This is a genomic window from Reticulibacter mediterranei (assembly GCF_016587455.1).
The window spans coordinates 7,961,122-7,983,379 of sequence record NZ_BNJK01000001.1 but is presented as its reverse complement, the minus strand read 5'-3'; the positions used below and the strand labels follow the sequence as shown (position 1 = coordinate 7,983,379).

16 protein-coding genes and 1 rRNA gene are annotated in these 22,258 nt (G+C 53.9%); 8 read left to right on the top strand and 9 right to left on the bottom strand.

Annotation, left to right across the window (positions count from 1 at the left end; genetic code table 11):
- Positions 1 to 133: 133 nt before the first annotated feature.
- The 5 genes from K3T83_RS34145 to K3T83_RS34125 all read right to left on the bottom strand — a co-directional run bounded on the left by K3T83_RS34145 (position 134) and on the right by K3T83_RS34125 (position 8,584).
- The gene (locus K3T83_RS34145; protein WP_220207383.1) at positions 134 to 481 is read right to left on the bottom strand and encodes a roadblock/LC7 domain-containing protein; all 348 of its coding nucleotides are present in this window, start codon (positions 479 to 481) and stop codon (positions 134 to 136) included.
- A 29-nt stretch (positions 482 to 510) separates the two neighbouring features.
- Complete coding sequence (locus K3T83_RS34140; RefSeq protein WP_220207382.1) at positions 511 to 3,828, bottom strand: tetratricopeptide repeat protein; 3,318 nt, start codon at positions 3,826 to 3,828, stop codon at positions 511 to 513.
- Positions 3,829 to 3,852: 24 nt separating this feature from the next.
- Entirely contained in the window at positions 3,853 to 5,130 is a 1,278-nt protein-coding gene (locus K3T83_RS34135) for a M16 family metallopeptidase (protein WP_220207381.1), read from the bottom strand.
- Between the two features lie 431 nt (positions 5,131 to 5,561).
- The gene (locus K3T83_RS34130) at positions 5,562 to 6,425 is read right to left on the bottom strand and encodes a zinc ribbon domain-containing protein (RefSeq protein ID WP_220207380.1); all 864 of its coding nucleotides are present in this window, start codon (positions 6,423 to 6,425) and stop codon (positions 5,562 to 5,564) included.
- Positions 6,426 to 6,484: 59 nt separating this feature from the next.
- On the bottom strand, positions 6,485 to 8,584 hold the full coding sequence (locus K3T83_RS34125) for an alpha-ketoacid dehydrogenase subunit alpha/beta (RefSeq protein WP_220207379.1): 2,100 nt from the start codon (positions 8,582 to 8,584) through the stop codon (positions 6,485 to 6,487).
- 397 nt (positions 8,585 to 8,981) lie between these two features.
- Between K3T83_RS34125 and K3T83_RS34120 the strand changes: the two genes are divergently transcribed.
- Both K3T83_RS34120 and K3T83_RS34115 read left to right on the top strand, forming a co-directional pair.
- Positions 8,982 to 9,740 carry a hypothetical protein gene (locus K3T83_RS34120; RefSeq protein WP_220207378.1) on the top strand — a complete coding sequence of 253 codons (759 nt, stop codon included), beginning with the start codon at positions 8,982 to 8,984 and terminating at the stop codon, positions 9,738 to 9,740.
- 369 nt (positions 9,741 to 10,109) lie between these two features.
- Complete coding sequence (locus tag K3T83_RS34115) at positions 10,110 to 11,036, top strand: thiamine pyrophosphate-dependent dehydrogenase E1 component subunit alpha (protein WP_220207377.1); 927 nt, start codon at positions 10,110 to 10,112, stop codon at positions 11,034 to 11,036.
- A 2-nt stretch (positions 11,037 to 11,038) separates the two neighbouring features.
- Here K3T83_RS34115 and K3T83_RS34110 read toward each other — a convergent pair whose 3' ends face one another.
- On the bottom strand, positions 11,039 to 11,500 hold the full coding sequence (locus K3T83_RS34110) for an NUDIX domain-containing protein (protein WP_220207376.1): 462 nt from the start codon (positions 11,498 to 11,500) through the stop codon (positions 11,039 to 11,041).
- Between the two features lie 184 nt (positions 11,501 to 11,684).
- On the opposite strand from K3T83_RS34110, the gene K3T83_RS34105 reads away from it, so the two are divergent.
- Both K3T83_RS34105 and K3T83_RS34100 read left to right on the top strand, forming a co-directional pair.
- Positions 11,685 to 12,179, top strand: coding sequence for a nitroreductase family protein (locus K3T83_RS34105; protein WP_220207375.1), 495 nt, complete (start codon positions 11,685 to 11,687; stop codon positions 12,177 to 12,179).
- Between the two features lie 343 nt (positions 12,180 to 12,522).
- Positions 12,523 to 13,665, top strand: coding sequence for a competence protein CoiA (locus K3T83_RS34100; protein WP_220207374.1), 1,143 nt, complete (start codon positions 12,523 to 12,525; stop codon positions 13,663 to 13,665).
- Here K3T83_RS34100 and K3T83_RS34095 read toward each other — a convergent pair.
- Positions 13,653 to 13,919, bottom strand: a complete 267-nt coding sequence (locus K3T83_RS34095) for a transglycosylase (RefSeq protein WP_220207373.1) — start codon at positions 13,917 to 13,919, stop codon at positions 13,653 to 13,655. The genes K3T83_RS34100 and K3T83_RS34095 overlap by 13 nt on opposite strands.
- A 276-nt stretch (positions 13,920 to 14,195) precedes the next feature.
- Here K3T83_RS34095 and K3T83_RS34090 point away from each other — a divergent pair, with 276 nt between their 5' ends.
- Both K3T83_RS34090 and K3T83_RS34085 read left to right on the top strand, forming a co-directional pair.
- Positions 14,196 to 14,579 carry a YtxH domain-containing protein gene (locus K3T83_RS34090; RefSeq protein WP_220207372.1) on the top strand — a complete coding sequence of 128 codons (384 nt, stop codon included), beginning with the start codon at positions 14,196 to 14,198 and terminating at the stop codon, positions 14,577 to 14,579.
- A 262-nt stretch (positions 14,580 to 14,841) separates the two neighbouring features.
- Entirely contained in the window at positions 14,842 to 16,011 is a 1,170-nt protein-coding gene (locus K3T83_RS34085) for an aminotransferase class V-fold PLP-dependent enzyme (RefSeq protein WP_220207371.1), read from the top strand.
- A 44-nt stretch (positions 16,012 to 16,055) separates the two neighbouring features.
- Here K3T83_RS34085 and rrf read toward each other — a convergent pair.
- Positions 16,056 to 16,172: ribosomal RNA gene (rrf, locus tag K3T83_RS34080) — 5S ribosomal RNA — on the bottom strand.
- A gap of 110 nt (positions 16,173 to 16,282) precedes the next feature.
- Complete coding sequence (gene smc, locus K3T83_RS34075; RefSeq protein ID WP_220207370.1) at positions 16,283 to 20,059, bottom strand: chromosome segregation protein SMC; 3,777 nt, start codon at positions 20,057 to 20,059, stop codon at positions 16,283 to 16,285.
- A 377-nt stretch (positions 20,060 to 20,436) separates the two neighbouring features.
- Between smc and K3T83_RS34070 the strand changes: the two genes are divergently transcribed.
- The gene (locus K3T83_RS34070; protein WP_220207369.1) at positions 20,437 to 21,750 is read left to right on the top strand and encodes an SLC13 family permease; all 1,314 of its coding nucleotides are present in this window, start codon (positions 20,437 to 20,439) and stop codon (positions 21,748 to 21,750) included.
- Positions 21,751 to 21,765: 15 nt separating this feature from the next.
- A complete protein-coding gene (locus tag K3T83_RS34065) occupies positions 21,766 to 22,245 on the top strand; it encodes a universal stress protein (RefSeq protein WP_220207368.1) in 480 nt (159 codons plus the stop codon).
- The last annotated feature ends 13 nt before the right edge of the window (positions 22,246 to 22,258 follow it).

The window sequence follows — 22,258 nt, the reverse complement described above, 5'->3', positions numbered from 1 at the left end:
TTTATCTTATCTCCTTCATCGTGTTCATAATTACACTTATGCAACAAAGAGCAGATACGCCCACAAGACGCATCTGCCCACGAGAGAACCGGTATAGAGAGATCGTCTCCGATTCTTCGCTCATCCAAAACCTCTAGTAACTGGGGACCAGTTGGGCCAGTTGCCGACAGGCTTTCTTCATCTCCAGACGGACGCGGCCAAGATTCCCTGTGCCGCGCGTCACAACTACGAGGATCAGATCGCCAGCCTCTTCCATTTGAACGGTGCCGTTCTTTGTTTCGACGATCACATGCCTCGTTTCATCGTTATTCATCTGGGCCGTAAAACTGGTAATGGAGCCAAATGCGGCTGCTGCCATTGCCCCGACCACTTCTTCATCATCGCTATGCTGGATGCCAGCGACGATCAGACCATCCTTGCCGACCAGAATAGCGTTGTAGATCTCATCGAGGTCGGTTAGGCGTTGTAATACAGTCTCCACGCTCCTACTCCTTATTTACAGTAACAGAACTATGCTTTCGCTTTTTTCGCCATCGTCAAGGCTCTGTTGTACGCCTCCATTGCCTGCAAGTACTCTCCCTGGCGCATATAGGCATCGCCCAGTACGCGATAGCCGGTTGAATAACTGGGGGCAAGCTTGAGTAATGCGCGCACATTACTAATCACTTCGCCCAACAGGTCTGGCGCATTCCGTATGACGGCGCGATACTCCTGCATAGCATCATCATAGTCTCCAAGTAGCTGATATTGATATCCCTTCAATAACCGCTCCTGGAAACTTACCTCAGCCGCTTTCCCGGTTGTGGTCCGCTCTCCCGAACGCCCATGAGAACGGCCTGCCCCCTGCTCATGTGAGGTTGCTGATCGCTGCTGAATAGGTTCCAGGCGGATAGCTGGTCGTCGCATAGTTGTCTCAAGTTCTATATCCGCAAATGCATCTTTGCGGGCAGCGGGCGTAACCGGCGTGGGCTTGACCGGCTCCGACGGCTTCTTCGGAGGAATGGGCCGCACGACTGGTTTTACGGGAGGCTTCACAGCCGCGACATGCGTTGTAGGCGCATCGCCATCATCGAAATCATCCTCGGGCAGATGCTTCGGTTGCTGCCGGAGAGGAGGCGGAACAGGTACAGGCGTCGGGCGTAACGCAGCCGCCGGTTTCTCCTGTTGTGGAGGGAGCGGCGTCGGACGCAACGATGCTGCCCACAGCGGCGTCTCAGGAGCCGGCTCAGACTGCTCAAACACCCTCGGATCTTCTTCTATTGGAGGTTCGATCGTCGGTGGCATGGGCGTTGCAGCCTGTTGCATCTGCTGAGGCTGTTGAATAAAATGCCCCAGTTCCGCCAGTGCAGAGGAGAGAGGAGGCGCTGCATAGGTTTCTTGCGGCTCCTCAACTGGCGGCAAAGAGGAGGCTTTCTGCTCTTGCGCAAGGTTTGCCAGCCAGTTTGGTTCCAGCGGCACAAACCCATCGGACAACAGATTTTTTTCCAACTCCTCTAAGGTCAACAGCATTTGCTGTTCCGTCTTATCAAACGGCTCTGCATTAGCGATTTCAGACGTCCGGATTGGCGGCACCGCCTCAAATGTGTAGTCATTGCCTGCGCTGCCCGATTGCCCATCCCAATAAAGCTCGTCTGGCTTCTCCCAACCATTGGCCTCTTCTGGTGATAGCGGCAATACCTCACCCGCTCCTTGCAACTCCGACTGAATTTCCAACGGCTGGTTCCAGCTATATTCATTGGATGCAGGTTGTTGCTCTAACGATTGGCTCCAGCTATACTCCGGCGAGGATGCAGATTGTTGTTGCTCTACTGGCTGGTTCCAGCTATATTCATTGGATGCAGGTTGTTGCTCTAACGATTGGCTCCAGCTATACTCCGGCGAGGATGCAGCAGGAGTCAATGGCGGAGTTGTCTCTGCTAAGGTTCCCCAGGCAGTATCCAGAGTAGGCTGATTGCTCTCTTGCTCTACTGGCTGATTCCATGCAACCGCTGGTTTCCGCTCTTGCACAGTCTCTGGTGATGATGCAGTCCAGGGTTCATATGTCTGCGGTGCTTCTTGCACTGTTGATGGCTCCGGCCTGGCGAGCGACTCTTCGGCAACAGCCCCGGTTTCCTCTTCATCATCATCTATCGCAGCTGCTCCCAGTGCTTTGAGCCACTGAGGTCCAAAGAACGACTCTTCCTCGTCATCATCGCCATCTGTTGCAAACGGCGAGAAGGCCGGCTCTTCTTCCTTCTCGGGCTCCGGCTTCTTCTCTGCTGGTGGCGGAGAGGCCGGCTGAACAACCGGTTCCTGGACAACTGACGGTTGTGCGGCTGCTGACGCTTGCGGCTCCAGCAAAGGCTGAATCGATGGCGCTTGCGGTTCAGAGGAAGGAACAGGCGGCAAGTTACCGCTCATCTGGCGACGCTCTCCCGGCTGCGTCAACATACTGAGCCAATCGGGAGCAGGAGCAGCCTCATTTTCCTTTGGTGCGGCCGACCAGGAATTGGCAAAGCTCGTTGCATCCAGAGTTTGCTCACTACCGCTCCACTCAAAGCCGCTTAAAGATGGTTGCTCTGGTGGATTTTCAGCAATCCCCCATTGCGAGAGATCAAGCGATGGCTGTTGCTCCCGCGTGGCTGTCGATGCTTCAAACTCTTTCTTCATCTCGTCCAGCGAGGCCTGCAACAGCATCCAGGGTTCCTCTTGCTGCTCCCCAGATGATTGCTGCTGAGGCAGCTCCCATGAACTGCCCGAACTTCCCATCGTGTTTAAATAAGATGCAAGATCGGGTTGCTCCTGCGCTCCGTTTGCTCCGGCTGTCGCGTTCTGTCCCACATCAGATAATGCCGCAAAATTATCGTTTGACCAGACAGGAAGATCGGCGGAAAGCGACGACGCTTGCGCTTCCGGGGCAACTTTGGGCAGCGTAGTCTCACCATTCCACGATTCCAGGCCGGCCCAGCCAGGCAATGAACTGGAAAGAGCCGAGTTGCCAGAGGTTGCAAATAGCTCTTCCTGCTGAGAAAGCGCGCCATTGACGGGGGAAATACTTTCTTGTTCTTGCGCTTTTTCCAACGCAACTGGATTTTTTTTCAACAGTGCCAGAAATGGCTCACCTGGCTGGCTTGCCATCAGGTCGGAGAAGAGATCCTGAGCCATGACCAGATCGGGATCAAGCGCCTCGACGCGCTGCAATAGTTCGCGCGCTTGCTCCATGTCTTTCGCCGATACCACATAGGCGAGCAGCAGCAATGCCTTCTCACAACCAGGCACATCCTGCAAGATTTGTGCGGCCAGTTGCTCAACACGATCATAGAGACCATCGCGCCAATAAGCTTCCAGCAACCCGGTACGAGCATCTAACCGATCAGGTGTAACGGACAGCACGGCTTCCCATTCCTGAATAGCCTGCGTCAAGAGATCCCCACGCATATAGAGCCGCGCCAGACCTGCACGCGAGAACATAAAGCCCTGTTGTCCGACCTTTGCACTCAGTTTATTAAACTCATTGCGTATCTGGTTGTTGCCCCGACTCAGTTCATATGCCTGCTGGTAACAATCCAGAGCAGTATCGTAGTCGGCCCGACGCTCACTAATCAAGGCACGATCACAATAGACAATGACGTTTTCCGGGTCGTTGGTCAGCACCCAATCAAATGTTTGCTGAGCCTCATCATAGTGTTCTTGAGCGAGATAGACCTCACCAAGCAAACGCTGTGCTTCCAATGATTCTGGAAAGCGAGCAAGTACATATTGACAACGAGTTAAAGCGTCATCGGCGCGACCGTTTCCGATCACGTCTTCGGTCTCCTGTAAATAATCACGAAGCGTTATTTGCGCCATAATACCTGGTCTCCTCTTCCCGCTTTACACACCTGTAAGCAACTTCCCCAAATGCTCCGCTCGTCGTGGATCATCCGGGCCAATAATCGCCAGACGACGCCACTCAGGAGCAAAGCAGGTCTGTGCCACACGCTGAATATCCTGCGCAGTGACCGCATTCACCTGCGCTATCACCTCATCAATATCGCGCACCCGGTTCTGTAAACACTCCTGACTCCCAAGCCACGAAGCCACCTGTTGCGTCCCCTCCAAACCCAGGAGAACACCGCCCCGCACGTACGCTTTGGTCCGCTCAAGCTCATCGCTGGTCACGGGAACTTCGCGCAACTGCTGTAGCTCAGCAACAATTGCCTTGACTGCGTTCTCTGTCTGTGAAGGATCTACACCCGCGCTGACAACGAGATTCCCTGTTTCATAATAGCTATTTAGATAACTCCCGATATCGTAGGCCAGACCTTGCTCTTCGCGAATGGTTTGAAAGAGCCGGGAACTCATGCCATCGCCCAGCAACGCGTTGATGAGCAGAATAGTATAGTAATCGGAGCCGTTATGTGACTGCCCCAACGTTGCCAGACAGAGATTCGTCTGTTCGGTCGCTTTCTTGATCATACGCACACGTGGTGCATCCTGGGGCGGAAAACTTTCTGCCCATCTTGGAATATCGCGCGCAGCCCAATCCCCAAACAGCTGCTCCGTGAGTTGAAACACCTGCTGTGAATCAATATTTCCGGCTATACTCAGGACGAGTGAGTTCGGTCGATAGTAAGCATCCAGATACGCAAGCATCTGCTGGCGCGACAGCTGGCTCACCGTCTCGATCGATCCTGCATCATCTCGTCCCAGCGGGAGACCCGGCCACATCGTCTCGTCAGCTAAAAGATTGACCCATTCTTGCGGATCATCCTGAGTCGCGCTCAACTCCTCGATGATCACCCCACGCTCTTTCTCTACCTCGTCAGGATCAAACAGGGAATGCTGCAGCATATCCGCCATCACGTCCATCACCAGCGGTAGATCTTCGCCGGGGACGCGAGCCGTGTAACTCGTCATCTCCTTACCCGTGCTGCCATTAAAAACACCCCCGACTCCCTCTATGGCTTCAGAGATCTGACGAGCTGTGGTATAGCGGCGCGACCCTTTAAAGAGCATATGCTCAATAAAGTGTGAAACACCTGCTATCTGATCATGCTCGTAACGTGAACCAATGGAGAAAAAGAAGGCGATACTTGCGGAACGCATACCTGGCATCTGAGTAGTAATGAGCCGTAATCCATTTTGCAGCGTAAATCGCTCGTACTTCATGAGAATATTTGATGCCGAGCCTCTTAAATTGTTGCGAGGAAAGAGGACTCCACTTCTCCTTATAATTCCTGATCAAACGTTACCAATACAAATTTCAGCGGTCATTTTCCAGCATACAGAAATTCGTTATAGCTTGCTGTTATTATAAACGTTCAGGTTCACAGCCGCAATAGAGCAACTGTCAGAATAAGCAGTCCAATTAATCAATAAAGATCCGCACTCGATACACATTAGCAGATCTGAGGATACTACACTCCCCCCAATTTGCACCCAATTTCGGGGGCGGATAGCCCATTTGGGTAGGCATCTCTTAGCATGTATGGTAGGGGCGATGGCTTGTCTTCGCCTGTGTTTTCCACAAAACAGCAAAGGCCAACGGGCGAGGACAAGCCATCGCCCCTACCATACCGCGTTCCCATCCCGGAGGATTTCTAAATCAGCCCGATATCATCGGCCAGTTTGCCCAGATTGCCCAGGATGCCGTTGTCTTCTTCGTTATGATGGTGATGATTATGATGGCCACCAAATCCCATATCATCCTCAACGCGTCGCTCGATAGAATTTTCCAGGCCATTGAGCAACATCTGCCCACCAATCACCGCGGCTGCACCACCCAGCGCACCAGCGGCCAATTTTCCACCATCACTCTGCAAAAAGCCACCTAAGCCGCCCTGCTGCGCCTGTTGTTGGGCCGGGACAGGAACCACGCCCGCAAGATTCGTACGGCAACGCTGACAATAGGGTGTTCCCAACGGAGCCATCGCCATACAAGTTGGGCAACGCAACACCATCGGTGACTGCCCCATCATTGGCTGCACCGGATAATTGCCCTGAGGATACTGTGGCTGCTGTTGATACTGCTGCTGCGGGTATGGCTGACTATACGGACCCGATGGCTGCTGTCCATAATTTGTCTGTGGCATCACTCCAGAGCGGGTCTGACCGAGCTGAGCACCACAACCACCACAAAACTTTGTGCCTGGATTATTCTGCTTGCCACAATTCGTACAGGCGACCCCTCCCGCCACCACGTTCATGTTATGCCCACAATTGGTACAAAAAGCACTTGCCGCCGCAACCTCCGTATAACAGGAGGGGCAGGGACGAGTCGAAGGAGGAGGAGGCGGGATCTGCGTCTGCACATTCAAGGCCGCACCAGCGTTCACCGCCCCGTTACAGCGGGAGCACATTGACCCGCTCGCCGCAGCAGGAATGGCCGAACGGACCTGGGTTCCGCACTGCTGGCAAAATTTCTTGCCGGTAACATTTGCACCGCAAGATGGACAGTTGACCATAATTCCTCAACTTTCAGACAGTTACTCAAAACGCTATCTATGCCGTAATATAGCACAGTTTAGTCTATTCGTAACTGCTCTATTTTCTCCTCAATCGCACTGGCTCCGGGATAAAAAGCGGTCTCCTCTGGCGCATTGTACGGAGCTGCTGGTGCGCGAACGGCAGAAATGAAGGCTGGCACACCATCCAGATCATAGAAGCAATGCTCCACAATCCAGGAGTGGATATGGCGGCCAAAACTGTTCAGGTCGGCCTCTTCGGTGACAACGATCACGCGATTGGCCTCTTTGACCGCAGCCGCAACCGTCTCCTCGTCAAAAGGTGCCAGCGTGCGCAGATCAACAACTTCGATCGCGCCGCCGTCCTTTTTCGCCATGTTGGTTGCGGCGGAGCAGGCCTCCAGCACCATCGTTCCCCAGGCGATAATCGCTACATCCGCTTTGCCCTGCCCTATATGGATACGTCTGGCCTTGCCGATGGGCAGCGTATAGTAGCCATCCGGCACCTGCCAGTATTCGGCCATCTCAGCAACAATACGACCCGTGTTATCCTTTGGCGGCTCCGAGCGATAAAGGCGACCGCGTTCCAGAAATGTCACCGGCGATTGCGCACGAGCGGCCTCCAACAACAGTCCCTTTGCGTCAAATGGAGTGGCGGGACAGATCGTAATCATCCCTGGAATGGAGGTAAACCATTGCTCACCTGCATTGGAATGGCCGAAGGCCCCACCACCAGCGCTACCACTGCTGGAAATGGGTCCACCGCCGCCGCTGCCAGACTTCGCACGAATCACCATCGGCACTTTCCAGATGCCATAGGTCTGATAGGATATACGAGCGGCAAGACGAATCGTTTGTGCTGCCGATTGATGATAGTCCACAAACTGAATCTCGGCACAACGCGCCTTACCATCATGCATACCACTGCCAGCCACCAGACCAATAATGAGTTGTTCGTTTAATGGACTGCTGATCGCTCGCTCTGGAAATTGCGAAACAAGCATCGAGGTGGCACCAAAGACGCCGCCTTTCGGACTGCCCACATCCTGCCCATAGACAAAGAAATCAGGATCGCGTTGTGCCAGTTCTACCAGCGCCTCATTAATTGCGCCCAGCATCGTTAATTGTCGTTTAGCGCCACGAGGATGATTCTCTCGCCACTCCGGGACGTAAACAACATGATCCAGCACACGATCTCCAGTTGGCCCTGGCTCTTGAAGGACTTCGCGCTCGATCCGTTCCAGTTCGGCCCGAATCTCCTTGCGCGTGCGATCGATATCGGCCTCTTGTAGATATCCCCGCTCAACCAGCCATAGCCCAAAGTTTTTCACAGGATCTTTTGTCGCCGCAGTGAGTTGTATTTCTTCTTTTTTACGATAGGTTTTAATATCGGTGCTACTGGAATGAGGATCGAGCAGACCTTGCCGCAAATGCATGAGGACTGGCCCCTGCCCCGAACGGATATGCTGCACAAAGCGACAGGTCGCCTCATAGGTCGCTATCGCGTCCGTGCCGTCAACCTCTTCCGCATAGATGCCACCGCCTTTCGCCCAATCGACGAGCGATCCCGCCCATTGTGTGGTGGAAGGTGTCGTAATGGCCCATCCATTATCTTCTATCACCATCAAAACGGGCAGTTGATGTACTGCTGACATACGAAGCAACACATGGAAATCATTGGTTGCAGCACCGCCATCGCCGGTAGAACACAGGATCAGCGCCTTGCTCTGTTGCTGCTTTAAAGCAAAGCCCACACCACCGGCGAATGGGACAAGCCCCGCCACTTCACTAAACCCGGGCAGGATATGATATTGCGGACTACTGTAGTGAGATGGCATATTACGACCGGCTGCCATCGGTCCCGTCACGCGTGAGTATGCTTCACGTAAGGGACCGTAGCGGTCTCCTGTGCGCTGGAGCCACGCGGCTAAATCACGATAGTACAAAGCCAGCCAATCATCTTCACCAAGGGCCGCCGCCACCGCCGCCATACTCTCATGCCCGGCACATCCAATGTAAAAAGGAAAATGTCCTTGCGTTTTACGAATTTTCAGCAGATCATTCATTACGCGCGCCGTTACCATCGTGCGATAAAGCGCAATGACATCTAGCGGCTGTGCTAGAGTAGCAGCTTCCGTAGCTCGAATATTTACTGTCATATGCTATTGCCTCCATGAGTCTACGCTGACTTTTGGGCCTTCATTGATGCACCAGATAGAATATTTTTACAAGCTCATTATAAAAGCTTCTCTCTTGCCCCTGCAAGTAGCAAACCCACCCAGCCTATACATGCGTTCGGAATGGTTCAGAACCATTCAATTTTATTCGGCCCTGTTCGCCAACATTGCTACTACTGACCTATAAAAATTCTATTCTCTTCCGATAGAGAATAGTGAAGCCTGCTTCAACTGGCACAGTCTCATGCACAAAATACGGTAAAGGAGAACTCTCTATCTATGGCAATTGGCCGGAACATAGATAGAGAGTTCTCTTACCACTATCCATCTTCTTTTTATCGTATTCAGTATATTTGAAAGGGATGCACAAGTTAGCACTATGAAACAGGTTATTTTACGGCATTTGGGCTGCATGGCTGCACTTGCTCTGCTCACCCTCATAATGGCGTCTCCTCTTGTTGGAGGAAAAGAGTCAGCAGCCCGGGCGGTGACAACTCACGCAAAAACTGTGACCGTCTGGATTCAAGTGACGGATTCGTGCAAGCATGCTCTTGCTGGCGGTACTTTCAGGGTCAATGGCCCTGACGTCGCCAACGTTATTACGAAGCCGACAAGCGGAACTGCACTGCAATCTCTTAAAAGCAAGAGTTGTCCTATCCAACACAGTACTTGCGTGAAAGTCGCCACAGGTTGTACAACCGCTACCCTGAATGTGCCAGCTTCGGGGATAGCCACATATACCATTACAATACAACAGCCTGCACCGGGCCGACAGCAGACGAAAAATCCCGCTTATGGAGAGAACTGGACCTATGCCGTGTGCCAGGGAGGAAGCGACTGCTCAAAGCGAGAAGTGGCTACCGTGCATGTAACCGCTTCTGGTGCGATTTCAGCAACCGTCCTCAACACGTATCCGAATGGCGCGACCATCACATGGCCTGCTCCACATGGCACGTTTCAAGGCACACAAAGCGATCCGATTATGTTTCATGAGTTTGGCATCAGCCAGTTTTCCGGCCCCAAGAACCAGTGCGATGGCGATCATGACGCCGACGACTACCTGACGGGAAGTCCCGGAGTACACTGTCAAAGCAACAGCGGTCGCAAAGTGCCGCTGCCGCCCAACCTCATTCCATAAGATGCCGCCGAGCCTTCAGCACTGATTTGTACACGCACGGTGCCTGGCAGTCGGCGTTGGGGTGGATGAGATGCAGCCCACCACCTCAGCGCCATTGACCTGAGCATTATCTTTGACCGAAGTAAACCGAAGCGCGATCATTCCATTCGCATATGACCTCTTGAATGTAATATATCCTTCTGGGCACTAGCTCAACAGTATTTTTATCCTCATTGCTCTTTTCTTATTGCTTCTCATAACCCGAACGGCGTATAATATCTGGGGTTATTTTGCCCCCAAGAGATATTTATAGAGCAGATCTGAAAAACAACCAGCGTTCAGATAGAACGTCGATGAAATGTTGAAAAATTCTAGCAGATAGATCGGTCCATGATGAGTGCCACGCTATCTACGACATTCATACGAGACCTCTATGCGCGTATGCTGTTGACACGCATAGTCGATGATCATGCATGGAAGATGCACAGGCAGGAACGCATTGATTTTATTGCCAGTTGTCGAGGGCATGAAGCGGCTCAGGTGGGAAGTGCGGTCTGTATTGAGGTTGGAAAAGATTTTACAGTGCCATATTACCGCGACCTGGGAGTTGTGCTAACTATTGGCATGACGCCCTATGAAGTGTTCCACACCTATTTACAAACACACCTATCTGGAAACAGGTGTTCAGAAGAGCAACCAGCTTCTAAACCCACCGCCATGCTACATTGGGGCTACCACAAACATAACACCGTCACCGGCCCAACACCGATGGCAACCCAGATCCTCCACGCGGCAGGAATCGCCTTCGCCTGCAAGCTCCGCAAGGCACCCGTGGTTACGGTTGCTTATTGTAGTGATGGGGTCACGTCGGAGGCTGATTTTCTCGAAGGCATTCAGTTTGCCGCGCTACATCAGCTGCCCGTCGTCTTCGTCTGCGAACAGAACTGTCCAGACTCCCTGGCTGACACGCCCTCCTGTCTGCACGCAATAGCTCTCCCGTCCGGTCTGACACATCAGCGCATCGACGGGGGAGATGTCATAACTGTCTATCGCGCGATGCAAGCAGCAATGCAACACGCGCGCGAAGGTCGCGGCCCGCTTTTGCTGGAGATGTGCGTGACACGCTTTACCCCCTCTTCCTCTACCACAGAAGATATCACCACCATAGAATCGGCAGAGCAACATGATCCTCTGCTCCGTTTCCGCCACTATCTTCAAGAACAGGGCTTGTGGGACGATGAGTGGGCTGCACAGCTTAATCAACGCTTTACGATAGAGGTTGAGCGTGCGATGCAGGAGGCGCTGCGCGACGCCTGACACTAGGATAAGTGCTGATCCTCTTCTGTGCTACTGCGTTGATCGCGGATAACAGCGTGAGGCAGATCAAGCAGAGCATCTTCGACGCGCTGGCGATGTTTGGGCAATGTATTTGGAGGCAGGGCATCGGGTGAGAAAAAGCGACATTCGCGCGATTCCTCCGTTGCGGAGAGTGTGCCACCGACGACGCTACAACGAAACGTCAATACCACCTCTTGTTTCTGCGGCTTCGAATAGACTCCTATCAGACGCTCCACCGCCACATCCAGTCCCGTCTCCTCGCGTACCTCGCGGCGCATCGCCTCCTCCACCGTCTCATCTAGTTCCATGCCACCACCAGGCAGATTCCACCAGTCAATATCGCGCCGATGAGCCAGCAACACACGCTCCTGATCAAAGATCACTGCATAGACCCCGATGCGAAACGTCGCCGATCTGGTTGTAGAAACAAGTGCTTCTGTCATAACTCACCTTCTTAACAAAACACACTGTTGATCGCGTGCACACAACAACCTTGCGCACGCAACGACAATTAGCATAGCACTCCATCCACCTTCGCGCAATATCTATTGAAAGGTCGATCCGTGATAGAATACAAAGACATGTTTGCGACAATATATAAGTTTCACGTAACAGGAGCAATGGATCGTGACTGTATCCGAATTGATCCGCACTCAGCGAGCCACGCGCCAGTATACCGGCGAGCCGGTGAGCGACGAGGCTATTCGCACCATATTACAGGCTGGTAGGCGGGCGCAAAGCTCGAAGAACACCCAGCCCTGGCAGTTTATCGTCGTCCGTGACCACGAAACGCTGCAAAAGCTAGCCGAATGTGGCAAATATGCCGCGCATGTCCCCCATGCCGCGTTTGTCATCGCGCTTGTCACCTCCGTAGAAGACGGATTTGATCTAGGACAGGCCGCCGCCTATCTCCAGATTGCCGCCTGGGAACTGGGCATTGGCTCGTGCATTACCAGCATGCATGAGTCGGCAAAAGCGAAAGAGGTGCTGGGCATCCCACAAGAACTGGATTTCTCAACCGTGCTTGCATTCGGCTATCCCAAACCAGAAGAGCAGGCGCGCCCGGCTCGCAAAAATGGCCGCAAGCCGCTCGATGAGGTCGTGCGCTGGGAACACTGGTAAAGCAACCAAAAAGCGCATCCCAAACAAGAATACCTATGCAAGATCCAGGGCTTTCCAGTTCTCCGCTCAAAGGGGTGCAGGGTCTCCCTGCCGGGGTCTGGGGTGTCCCCAGTTTCCTTCCCTCCTTCGCGCGCCGCCTGCGACGGCGCGCAAAAGAGAAGAAAAAAGGTTTTTGCGGGGACACCCCGCACCCCGGCAGAGGGCGGCAGCCCTCTGCACTCCCGCTAGATGGGAGAATTGGAAAGCCCTGATGCAAGATCCATGCACAATGAGCAAGCCCCATCGCACATGATATACTGTATAGCAGAACGGGCGTTCTTTTTTCTTGAATGAGGATGATGCCATGCTGGTTGCTTATGGTCCCGATAATCAGCCGGTAGTTGCTGAAGATGTTCCCCTGGAACAGCTACAGCACTGGTCGCGCGAACATCTTTTGCACTGTCCTAATTGTCGCGCCGCCGTCCATGTGCGAGGCGGCGCGGAGAAACGCACACAACTGCACTTCGCCCATCAAAAAGGCGAATGCGCCTGGAGTACGGAGGCCGAATCGGTGCGCCACGCTCAAGGGAAGCGGGTACTTGCCCACTGGCTGCGCACACAATTTCCCGATGCCGCCGTCACCCTTGAGGAGCGCCTTCCTGAGCCAAATCGCATCGCCGATGTCTTCATGCGCCATGCAGATGGACGTGAGTGGGCCATCGAGTTTCAATGTGCGCCACTCGATATAGAGGAATGGCAACACCGCCACAACGCCTACCGTCAGGCGAACATCATCGATACCTGGATCATTGGCACGAATCGGCGCGAGAAGCAAGAAGCCTTTATTGAGGCCATTCTCTCTACGGCCCACGAGGTGATGTTTCTCGATCCCCAGGTCACGCCTCCGCGCATCTGGTTGCGCTGGCCGATCAGTCGTCAGTTGGCGCAGGAGTGGCAAAATGATCGCAACAGTCCACCACCCAATCATGCTCAACCACACTACAAACCTGCGCTCGATGGCTGGGTTGGGCGTACAGGCTACGGTGCCACACTGATTGGCTCGCTCAATGAGGTCCATCTGAGCAAGCGGGCGCAATTGCTGCATCCCACGCGCATTGCTATGGAGGAACGCGCTCGACTGCTGCAAACAATGGGCGCGGCGGCTCTTCCCGATGAAAAGCTCCTGGCCGCCTATCTGCAACATACGCTAGAGGAACAGGCGCTACGACAGGTGTTGATTCCCTTGCTCCGCGCCTATCTGCTCGATCCAGACCTGTTGCGGCGCTACAACTATGGGCGAGGACTGCCTGATGTTCCCGTGAGCCGCGACGATCTGGCACGCATCGAGAAAGCGCAACAGTGGCTTGCTGGCCTGAGCAAGCGCGGCTTCACAACAGAACGCATCATGGAATTCAGGAAAGAGATTCCTTTTGTCGGTCCCTACGCCGCCTTTGCGGGCTATGTAGAGACTCTGCTCGCCCTCTTGCAGCCTGTTCAACGGCGATAGCTCAGGCTGGTCCAGATAATGACCAGCATAATTGCCGCGATAATTGTGCTGAAAATGGGCACCCCGGAGACCACAGGATCTTCGGCAATCTGAAAATGAAAGAAGCCGACAACCAGGAAAATCGAGAATAATCCGACCATAATTGCGCCAAAAATGCCAGCAGGCGCGCGGCGTCCAGCAATAAATTCGGCGATAATACCAATCAAAGCGGCGATAATGAGCCAGATAACGAACTGTGTAAGGGTAATGGTCATAGGGCTACCTCCCTGTATGATACCAATCAAAACGGCATTTCACTATCTACTCTGAGAACGGATTTCACAAGATAATAGACTCAACAGGTGTCTGAACAGCCATAGCCACATACATAGACACCCCCCCAATTGTTCGAGAGAAAGGAATCAATGCGTATCTCTACCCTTTGAAACTCAGATCCGCCGTCACTCGTGTTTTAGAGGTAAGATCGGTCAATCACTATGGGTTAGTAAACCGCATAGATAATCGGATAGGGAAAGGATGTCTCAATAGCTATGAACAACTTTCTAAAGGGCGTGCTTTTTGGTGTTGGCATCGGTTTACTCGTAGCTCCTATGCGGGGCGAAGAGATGCGTAGGCGATTAAAAGAGCGGGTCAGCGAGTTTCAGGGCTATCTGCCCGAAAACGAGCAGGTCAATCTCTATACGCAGCGAGTGACTGACCGCGTTTCACAGACCGCCGGCAGCTTGAAAGGGTATGCTCAACAAGCTGCCTCAACGGTGAAAAGCACAGCAAGCAGCTTGAGCGGTACAGCAAAGGACGCTGCTTCGGAGGTAAAAGACGCGAGCCAGGATGTTGCCAACACGACGAAGCAGGCGGCAAAATCAACGCAGACAAACACCACAAACACCACCACCCCCTACTCAACAACCCAGTAGAGAGGGAAGGTTATTCAACCTCACTTTCACATCGTACAAAGAGGGAGCACAGAGCTATTCATAATAGAGTAGTTTCTGCGCTCCCTCTTTGTGCGTAATAGAGCAACTCCCGTATCGTCGGCCTGTGCCTTCAATTCTATCTACTTCTCAAAGGGGCAATAACGCACCTCAATGCCCATCCATGCTATATAATAGTAGAGTATCCACTATCAGGATACATACATACACATTCATCACTTCTACCACGAAAGGCAGTACTCTGTTGTCAGATCTTATCCATGTGCAGCAAATTCGCCAGGAAATGCCTGCCACCACAGCTCATATCTATCTCAACGCCGGAACATTTGGCCCGCTGCCAACCTGCGTCACTCAGGCGATGCAAGAGCGCATACAGGCAGAATGGCGTGATGGTCGTCTGGGAGCCAAAGCGTTCGAGGGAATCTCAATTATCTACGGCAATGCTCGTCGTGCCGCCGCTCGCCTCCTGCATGCCGATGAACAGGAAATCGCGCTAACCGACAATACTGGTGAGGGTTTGAACATTGTAAGCTATGGTATTCACTGGCACGATGGTGATGAGGTGATTACCACCAACCATGAGCATATCAGCGCGCTCGCCCCGTTGTACCAGCTGCGTGATCGATATGGCGTTGTTGTGCGCGTAGCTGATCTGGGGCCGCGTGCTGATGGTCCGCTCCTGTCGGCAATACAAGAGCTTATCACGCCTCGCACACGACTCATCGTCCTTTCACATGTCACCTGGACAACCGGTGCAGTCCTCGATATTCGCGCGATCGGTCGCCTGGGGAAAGAGCGTGGCATCCCTGTACTGGTGGACGGGGCGCAGTCTGCCGGAGCCATTCCTATCGATGTCAAGCAGCTCGAAGTCGATTTTTACGCCATCCCCATGCAAAAATGGTTGTGTGGACCTGACGGCACCGGAGCGCTCTATGTCGCACAGGATTCGCTGCACTACATCAGCTCTACCTACGTTGGCTACTATTCGATCAAGCATGAAGAAGATATCGAATGGGAACTCCACGACACGGCGCAGCGCTTCGAAACGGGTGGACGCCAGACCGCCGCGATTGCCGGACAATACGCCGTTCTCGACTGGCTGGAAAACTTTGTCGGTCACGAATGGCAACATGAACGCATCGCGGGCCTACATACCTATGCCTATCATGCGCTGCAACGTATTCCAGGTCTGAAGCTGCTCACACCTGAACCTGGAGCGAGTGGCCTGCTGGCCTTCCAACTGGAGGGACAAGAGAATACAGGAGACATTGTTAAACAGCTCAATGAGCAACATAACATCCTGATTCGCGATATCCCCACGACGAAGGCGCTTCGCGTATCGACGAACTTCTATAACACGAAGGAGGAGATAGACGCATTGATCCAGGCTTTAGTGAGCCTGACAGAACGTTAAAAAATATTGCACCAAAACGAAGAACCCGCCCATATGGGCGGGTGAAGCGGCAATGTCCAATTTTCCCATGCAGTTGCCCACACAGTATCGTCGGGGCTGAAGAGCTTAACTTCCGTGTTCGGGATGGGAACGGGTGTTTCCTCTTCGCTATGATCACCACCTCACCCGCACATATGAGCGGGTTTTCTTGACAGGGCATATACTACTATACTTGCCCTTACTTGTCAACACCTTTTTCAGCCAAAATCGCCATTGCAAAAAATTGCTTCGTTTAGCGATCACCCGCGACAACAGCCTCCTCCAATCGCAGAGAGAGCAAGCGAGATGCGCTCTCGCGCATCGAGACGCCGTAAATGACCTGTGCTGCCGTCATAGTTACACGGTTATGTGTGATAACGATAAATTGCGTGCGCAGCGCCAACCGTTTCAAAATATCGCAGAAGCGGGTAACATTCGATTCGTCGAGGGCGGCATCGACTTCATCAAGCAGGCAAAATGGCGGCGGATTAATCTCTAGCAGGGAAAAGAGCAGCGCCGCCGACACGAGCGCTCGCTCTCCACCGGACAGCAGCGAGAGATCCTGCACCTTCTTGCCCGGCGGCTGCACAATGACTTCAATGCCGCTCGGCATGCTCGATGGAACGGGCGAATCGTCATCGCTGGCTTTGGCGGCAATCAGTTCCAGTCGTGCATTGCCTCCATTGAAGAGCGTCGTGAAATGCTCGCGAAAACGGGCGTTGACGGCCTGGAATGTGGTTTCAAACTGTTGTGCCATCGTCGCATCCAGTTGCCCGATAATGGTACGCAGTTGCAACGCCGCCTGATCCATATCGTTGATTTGAGTAGTGAGGAACTCATAGCGTGTGCGAGTCTCTTCGTACTCCTGGGGCGCATTCACATCGCATCCTCCCATTGCTTTGATGCGGCTGCGGAGATTGTCCACGCGGCGGCGCAACCGTCTCAACAGTGTCTCTTCTTCCTCCGACAAACTCCCCATCGCCTCTGTATGCAGTCCATTGCTGTTGCCGTTTCCATCGGCAGTACTCTCCTGCGTTGGATCAATCGAAACGCTGTGCTGGGCAAGTTCAACCGGATCGGCAATCCCCATCTCTTCGCGCATCTGCTCCAACAGCGTTTCCAGCGCATCACTAGCTTTCTGGCTATCCAGCAACGCGCGCCGATAGATGGCTTCCTGCTCGGTCATGCTCTGCTGCATTTTGATACGCTGCTGCTCTATCGTGTTCATCTGTTGATCGACCTCGCCCAACCGTTGCTCGATCTGCTGTAGTTCGCTCGCCAACGTTTGCGCCCTGAGACGTGCCTGCTCTAGCTCGTTGCGCTGCTGCGTAATTGCGGTAAGTAACGCCTGTTTTCTCTGCTCTACTTCTTTGCCACGAGTAACCTGCTGCTCCACCTGTGCTTTCAAATCTTGAGCCTGCGCCTGTTGCGTCGCCAACTGCTGACGCAACGCCTTCGCCTCCTGCCGCTTGACCGCCAGCGCCGTCCGCGCCCTGCCCAGTTCATCCTGTTGGCGGCGATAGGCGGTGGCGCGCTCCTCCATCTCGTATTGTAGCTCTTCCACCAGACCGGCCATCTCACGCTGCGATTTCTCGTGGGTCCGCACACGCTCCTGAGCCGCGACAACCTCCTGCTCCAGCCCGGCAACTTCCGCTGCCAGTTGTTGCTCCACCGAGGCGGCCAACCGAATCTCTGTTTGCAACCGCTCCTGCTCTCGTTGCGAATTCTGGGCGTGCCTGTTCAATTCGTTGATGCGCGACGCAATCTTCTGTAACTCTTTGTCGAGCGCAGTCTGCTCAACGCGGCGTCCCTCCTGTGTCCGCTGCACAGCGCTGATCGCATGATTGATCTGATCGATCTGCGTCTTCTGTTCTTCTAATTGCTGCGGCAACTCGCGCAGTTCACGTTCGTAGGCCAGCAAGCCCTGGTGCGCACTATCTTTACTGCCACCGCCCGCCAGCCAGCCATCAACATGCAAAACTTCGCCTTTGAGCGTCACTATCGAGGTAAATGGCAGGTCGCCATCAGAGGAGGCGCTAAGCGAGATGGCCCAGGATAACAATATCTGCGCGGCTTCCAAATCATGTGCCAGCACAACGCCGCGCAACATGCGCCGAAATAGCGGGATATAGCGCTGTTCGCACTGGATACGTCGCCATGCAAAACCAAGCACGCGCTCACGCAAGGGGGATTGCTGCTGGGCAAGAAAGCGCTGCAACACTGCCTCTTCGACCTGCCCCTGAATGAGGCTCACTTCCTGGCTGGTCTCATCCTCTCCCTCACGCTCAACCCAGACGACCATCGCCTTGCCCTGTTTCGCGTTTTGCAGATATTCCAGGCAGCGCTGCGCATCCGCAAAGCTATGCACCACGATGGCCTGCATATATGGACCGAGCGCGGCCTCCAGCGCAATTTCCATCCCGGCAGGCACCAATCCAAGTTGCGGCACTGGACCAAGCAAACCGCTCAGTTTCCCAGCAGGAGAGCGTAACAGAGCACGCACACCATCGCTATATCCACTCAAGCTCTGACGCCAGTTCTTCAACATGTTAAGCCGGTCTGTCACGGTGCGTCGTCTCCGCTCGGCCTCGGCCAAACCAGACTTGAGCCGCTCCATTTCCTGTTGACCTTCCGCGATAGTGCGGGCAATGGCCTGTCTGCGCTGTGTGGTTTCCTGCTCTTCTTCCCGTGCCTCGCTCAACCGTTGCCGCTCTTCGACCAGCCGCGTCTCCAACGTGCGGAGAGATTGTTGGGCCTGAACAATGGTGTCGCGTCGGGCTGCCAGCGTGCGGTTGCGCTCTCCCAACTGCTTCTGGAGCCGTCCCGTCTCGGTCTGACTGGAACCCAGACGCGCCTGCACCTGAATAAGGTCGTTTTGAGCACTGCGCAGCCGCTTCTCGTCCATCTCGTACTCTTTTTGCGCTCTGGCAACCTGCGTCTCCAACGTCGCCAGCTTCGCTGATCCGTCATCCACCGCTTCGTCGGCCTGATCGCATTGCTCTTCCAGATCAATCGTCTGCTTTTGCAGTGCGATTACACGCTCACGCATCCGCCGCTCCTCCTGCTGGATATCGCTCCGCTGACGATCCAGCCCGCCAATGCGCTCCTCGCTGACCGCCAATTCACGCTCAAGCTGTTGCACGCGACCGTTGGCCTCGCCAAAGCTCTTACGGGCCTCCGCGATATGCAACTGTGTCTGCTGACGAGCCAGGCGCAGAGCGCCCGCTTTCTCTTCAATCGTATGCAAAGCGTGTTCCAGTTTGCGTACATATTGCGCCTGCTCCTGCTCGGCCCGCTCTGTGCGTTCTTTCGCCATGCGCAACCGCCGCCATTGCAGCGCATACCACGAGAGCAGCACTTCTTGCAGTTCGTTATTGAGTTGTTGAAACTCAACGGCACGTCGTGCCTGCTCTGCCAGCGGAGCCAGGCGCGGCTCGATTTCGTTGACGATATCGCGCAATCGCTCTAGATTCTGCTCCGTTTGACGCAAGCGATTTTCCGCATCAGCACGTTGCACCTGAAATGGTCGAATCCCGGCTGCATCCTCAAACAGTCCACGCCGCTCTTCGGCACGCAAGCTCAGTGCGGCATCGATCAAGCCCTGACCGACGACGGTATACGAATCGTGACCGATCCGCGCCTGAGCCAGCAATAGCAACACATCTCTCAGGCGAACTTTCTGCTTATTAATGAGGTATTCGTTTTCGCCCGAACGATACGAACGGCGCGTCACGCTGATTTCGCTATATTCGGAGGGCACCCAACCAGTGCTGTTATCCAGCGTCAGAGAGACCTCTGCCATGCCGAGCGCGGCGCGTCCCTGGCTGCCAGCGAAAATGATATCGTCGCTCTTCTTGCCACGCAACTGGCGCATACTCTGTTCGCCCAGCACCCAGCGCATCGAGTCGGCAACATTGGATTTCCCGGCACCATTTGGCCCCACGACAGCGGTGATACCCGAACTAAAATCCAGTACTGTGCGTGCTGCAAAGCTCTTAAAACCCAACATTTCTAAACGTTTGAGATACACAGCCTGGTTGTTCCTCCCTGCTCTGGTTCAATAATACACACGATGATACCATACTGCGCTTTTCCGGTCGAGTAGGGGGAGAAAAACATCACAATCTGTTTCATCATTCACCAATAGCTATCTTCTTGTGATGAGAACACAATGATGTTCTTCGCCTTGTTCGCTGACACGAATGTATATGGTAGGGGCGATGGCTTGTCCTCGCCTGGTTCATAAGACACACAATTGGGGCAAAACGGGCGAAGACAAGCCATCGCCCCTACCATATACGATCTATCGCTCGATAAGCTATGCAATTTGACTCATTGAGTGTAGTCCGGCCGTATTACTAGTAGCTGCTCTTATCCTATTTCACCGGCACACAAGGACCATCGCTCATGTTTTTGCTCTTTCACGTCCCGGCGCTCACCCGCACGATCCTGACCGCATTGATTGCTCTACTCACTTTGCTGGGGATTATGATTCGCCCGTTCAAATGGGACGAGGCGTTGATCGCTTTGATTGGTGGAGCGCTCATGCTGCTGCTTGGCCTGCTTTCTCCTCTGCAAGCGCTCAATACGCTGCTCAACGATTGGAACACGTTTCTTTTCTTTCTCGGCATGATGAGCCTGTCCGCGCTTGCAGAGGTTGCAGGTTTATTTGACTGGCTGGCAGTTCAGGCGGCGCGGCTGGCTCACAATAACCCTTCGCGGCTGCTGCTCAACATCTTTCTGCTGGGCAGCATAATTTCGATGGTCCTCTCAAACGATGCCACCGCGCTCATCCTCACGCCGATTGTCTACTCACTGGTGACGCGTCTACGGCTCTCAGTGCTGCCCTACCTGTTCGCCTGCACGTTTATCGCAGACACAGCTTCGTTCCTCCTGCCCGTCAGCAACCCCATCAATATCATCGTTCTGTCAAAGTTTCCGCTCGATCTCTGGACCTTTCTGCGCCTGCTCCTCTTACCTTCCCTGCTGGTGATTAGCATCAATATTGCAATCTTCTTCCTTCTCTATCGTCGCCAGCTACAAGGGCAATTCGATATGAAGCGACTCCTCTCTGCGGAAAGCAGCATCAAGCATCCCGCCTATTTTCGCTATACCTGTGGTATTCTGCTGCTCGTTGTGGTGGCCTATGTGCTGGCTTCGGCGACTCGTTTTCCTCTCTCAATCGTCGCGCTCGGTGGTGCATCTTTGCTGCTTGTTGGAGCGTTATGGTGGAAGCGGACGACGATCCAGCATCTAGGCAAAGAGATTTCGTGGTCGATCTTTGGCTTTATCGCAGGTATGTTTGTCGTTGTGCAGGCCGTTGAAGATACAGGTCTCACCGCAACATTCGGACAACTCTTGCTGCATCTCTCTGGCGGAACAAGCTTTGGAGCTGTGATGATTGGCACATTGGGGTCTGCTTTTGGCACCAATCTCATCAATAATGTGCCGATGGCGGTTGTCATGTCCTCGGCTCTAGGAGGTGTGCAACAGGCGAGTCCTTCTGTACATCTCGGCTTCGTCGCGGCAACCATTTTCGGTTGCGACCTGGGGCCAAATCTGACAACGGTTGGCTCGCTGGCAACAGTGCTCTGGCTGCTGATCTTGCGCCGTCGCAACCTTGATGTGTCGGGGCTGGATTATTTCAAAATAGGCGTTCTGGTCACGCCGCTGATGCTTCTAGTGGGGGCATTCGTCATCTGGCTACTATTACCCTATTAGAATGAGGAGGTATCTATGCGCGTCCTATGCTGTCTGGATGATACCAATATCGAACAAATCACGCACGCTCTGACAACTCTGCTCCATAACGATACACAGGCCGTTGGATTGCTCTATGTGACCGATCAAGGGCCGCTTGAGGAGATGGAGCGCCTGCGCATACGTCACCTTCGCCCGCATGAACTACGAGGGCCAAGAAGAGAGCAGATGCAACAGGCGGAACAGGTGGCGTCCCAGGATATTCTCAACGAGGGTCAGCGCTTCATCCCCGGCTCCGAGCTGCTGAGCAGAAAGGGACGCCCAGAGCGAGAAATCGTCAATTGCGCCGTTGAGTGGAACGCCGATCTGATCGTGATCTGTCCGCGCACTCCAGGAGGAAGCGCGCTCCCTCCCGGTCCCCGATCGGTTGGACATGTCGCTCGCTTCGTTCTCGATCATGCTCCCTGTCCCGTACTGCTCGTACGCCCGATGACGCGCAATCAGGTGCCCCGGTAAACATAGAGAGGAA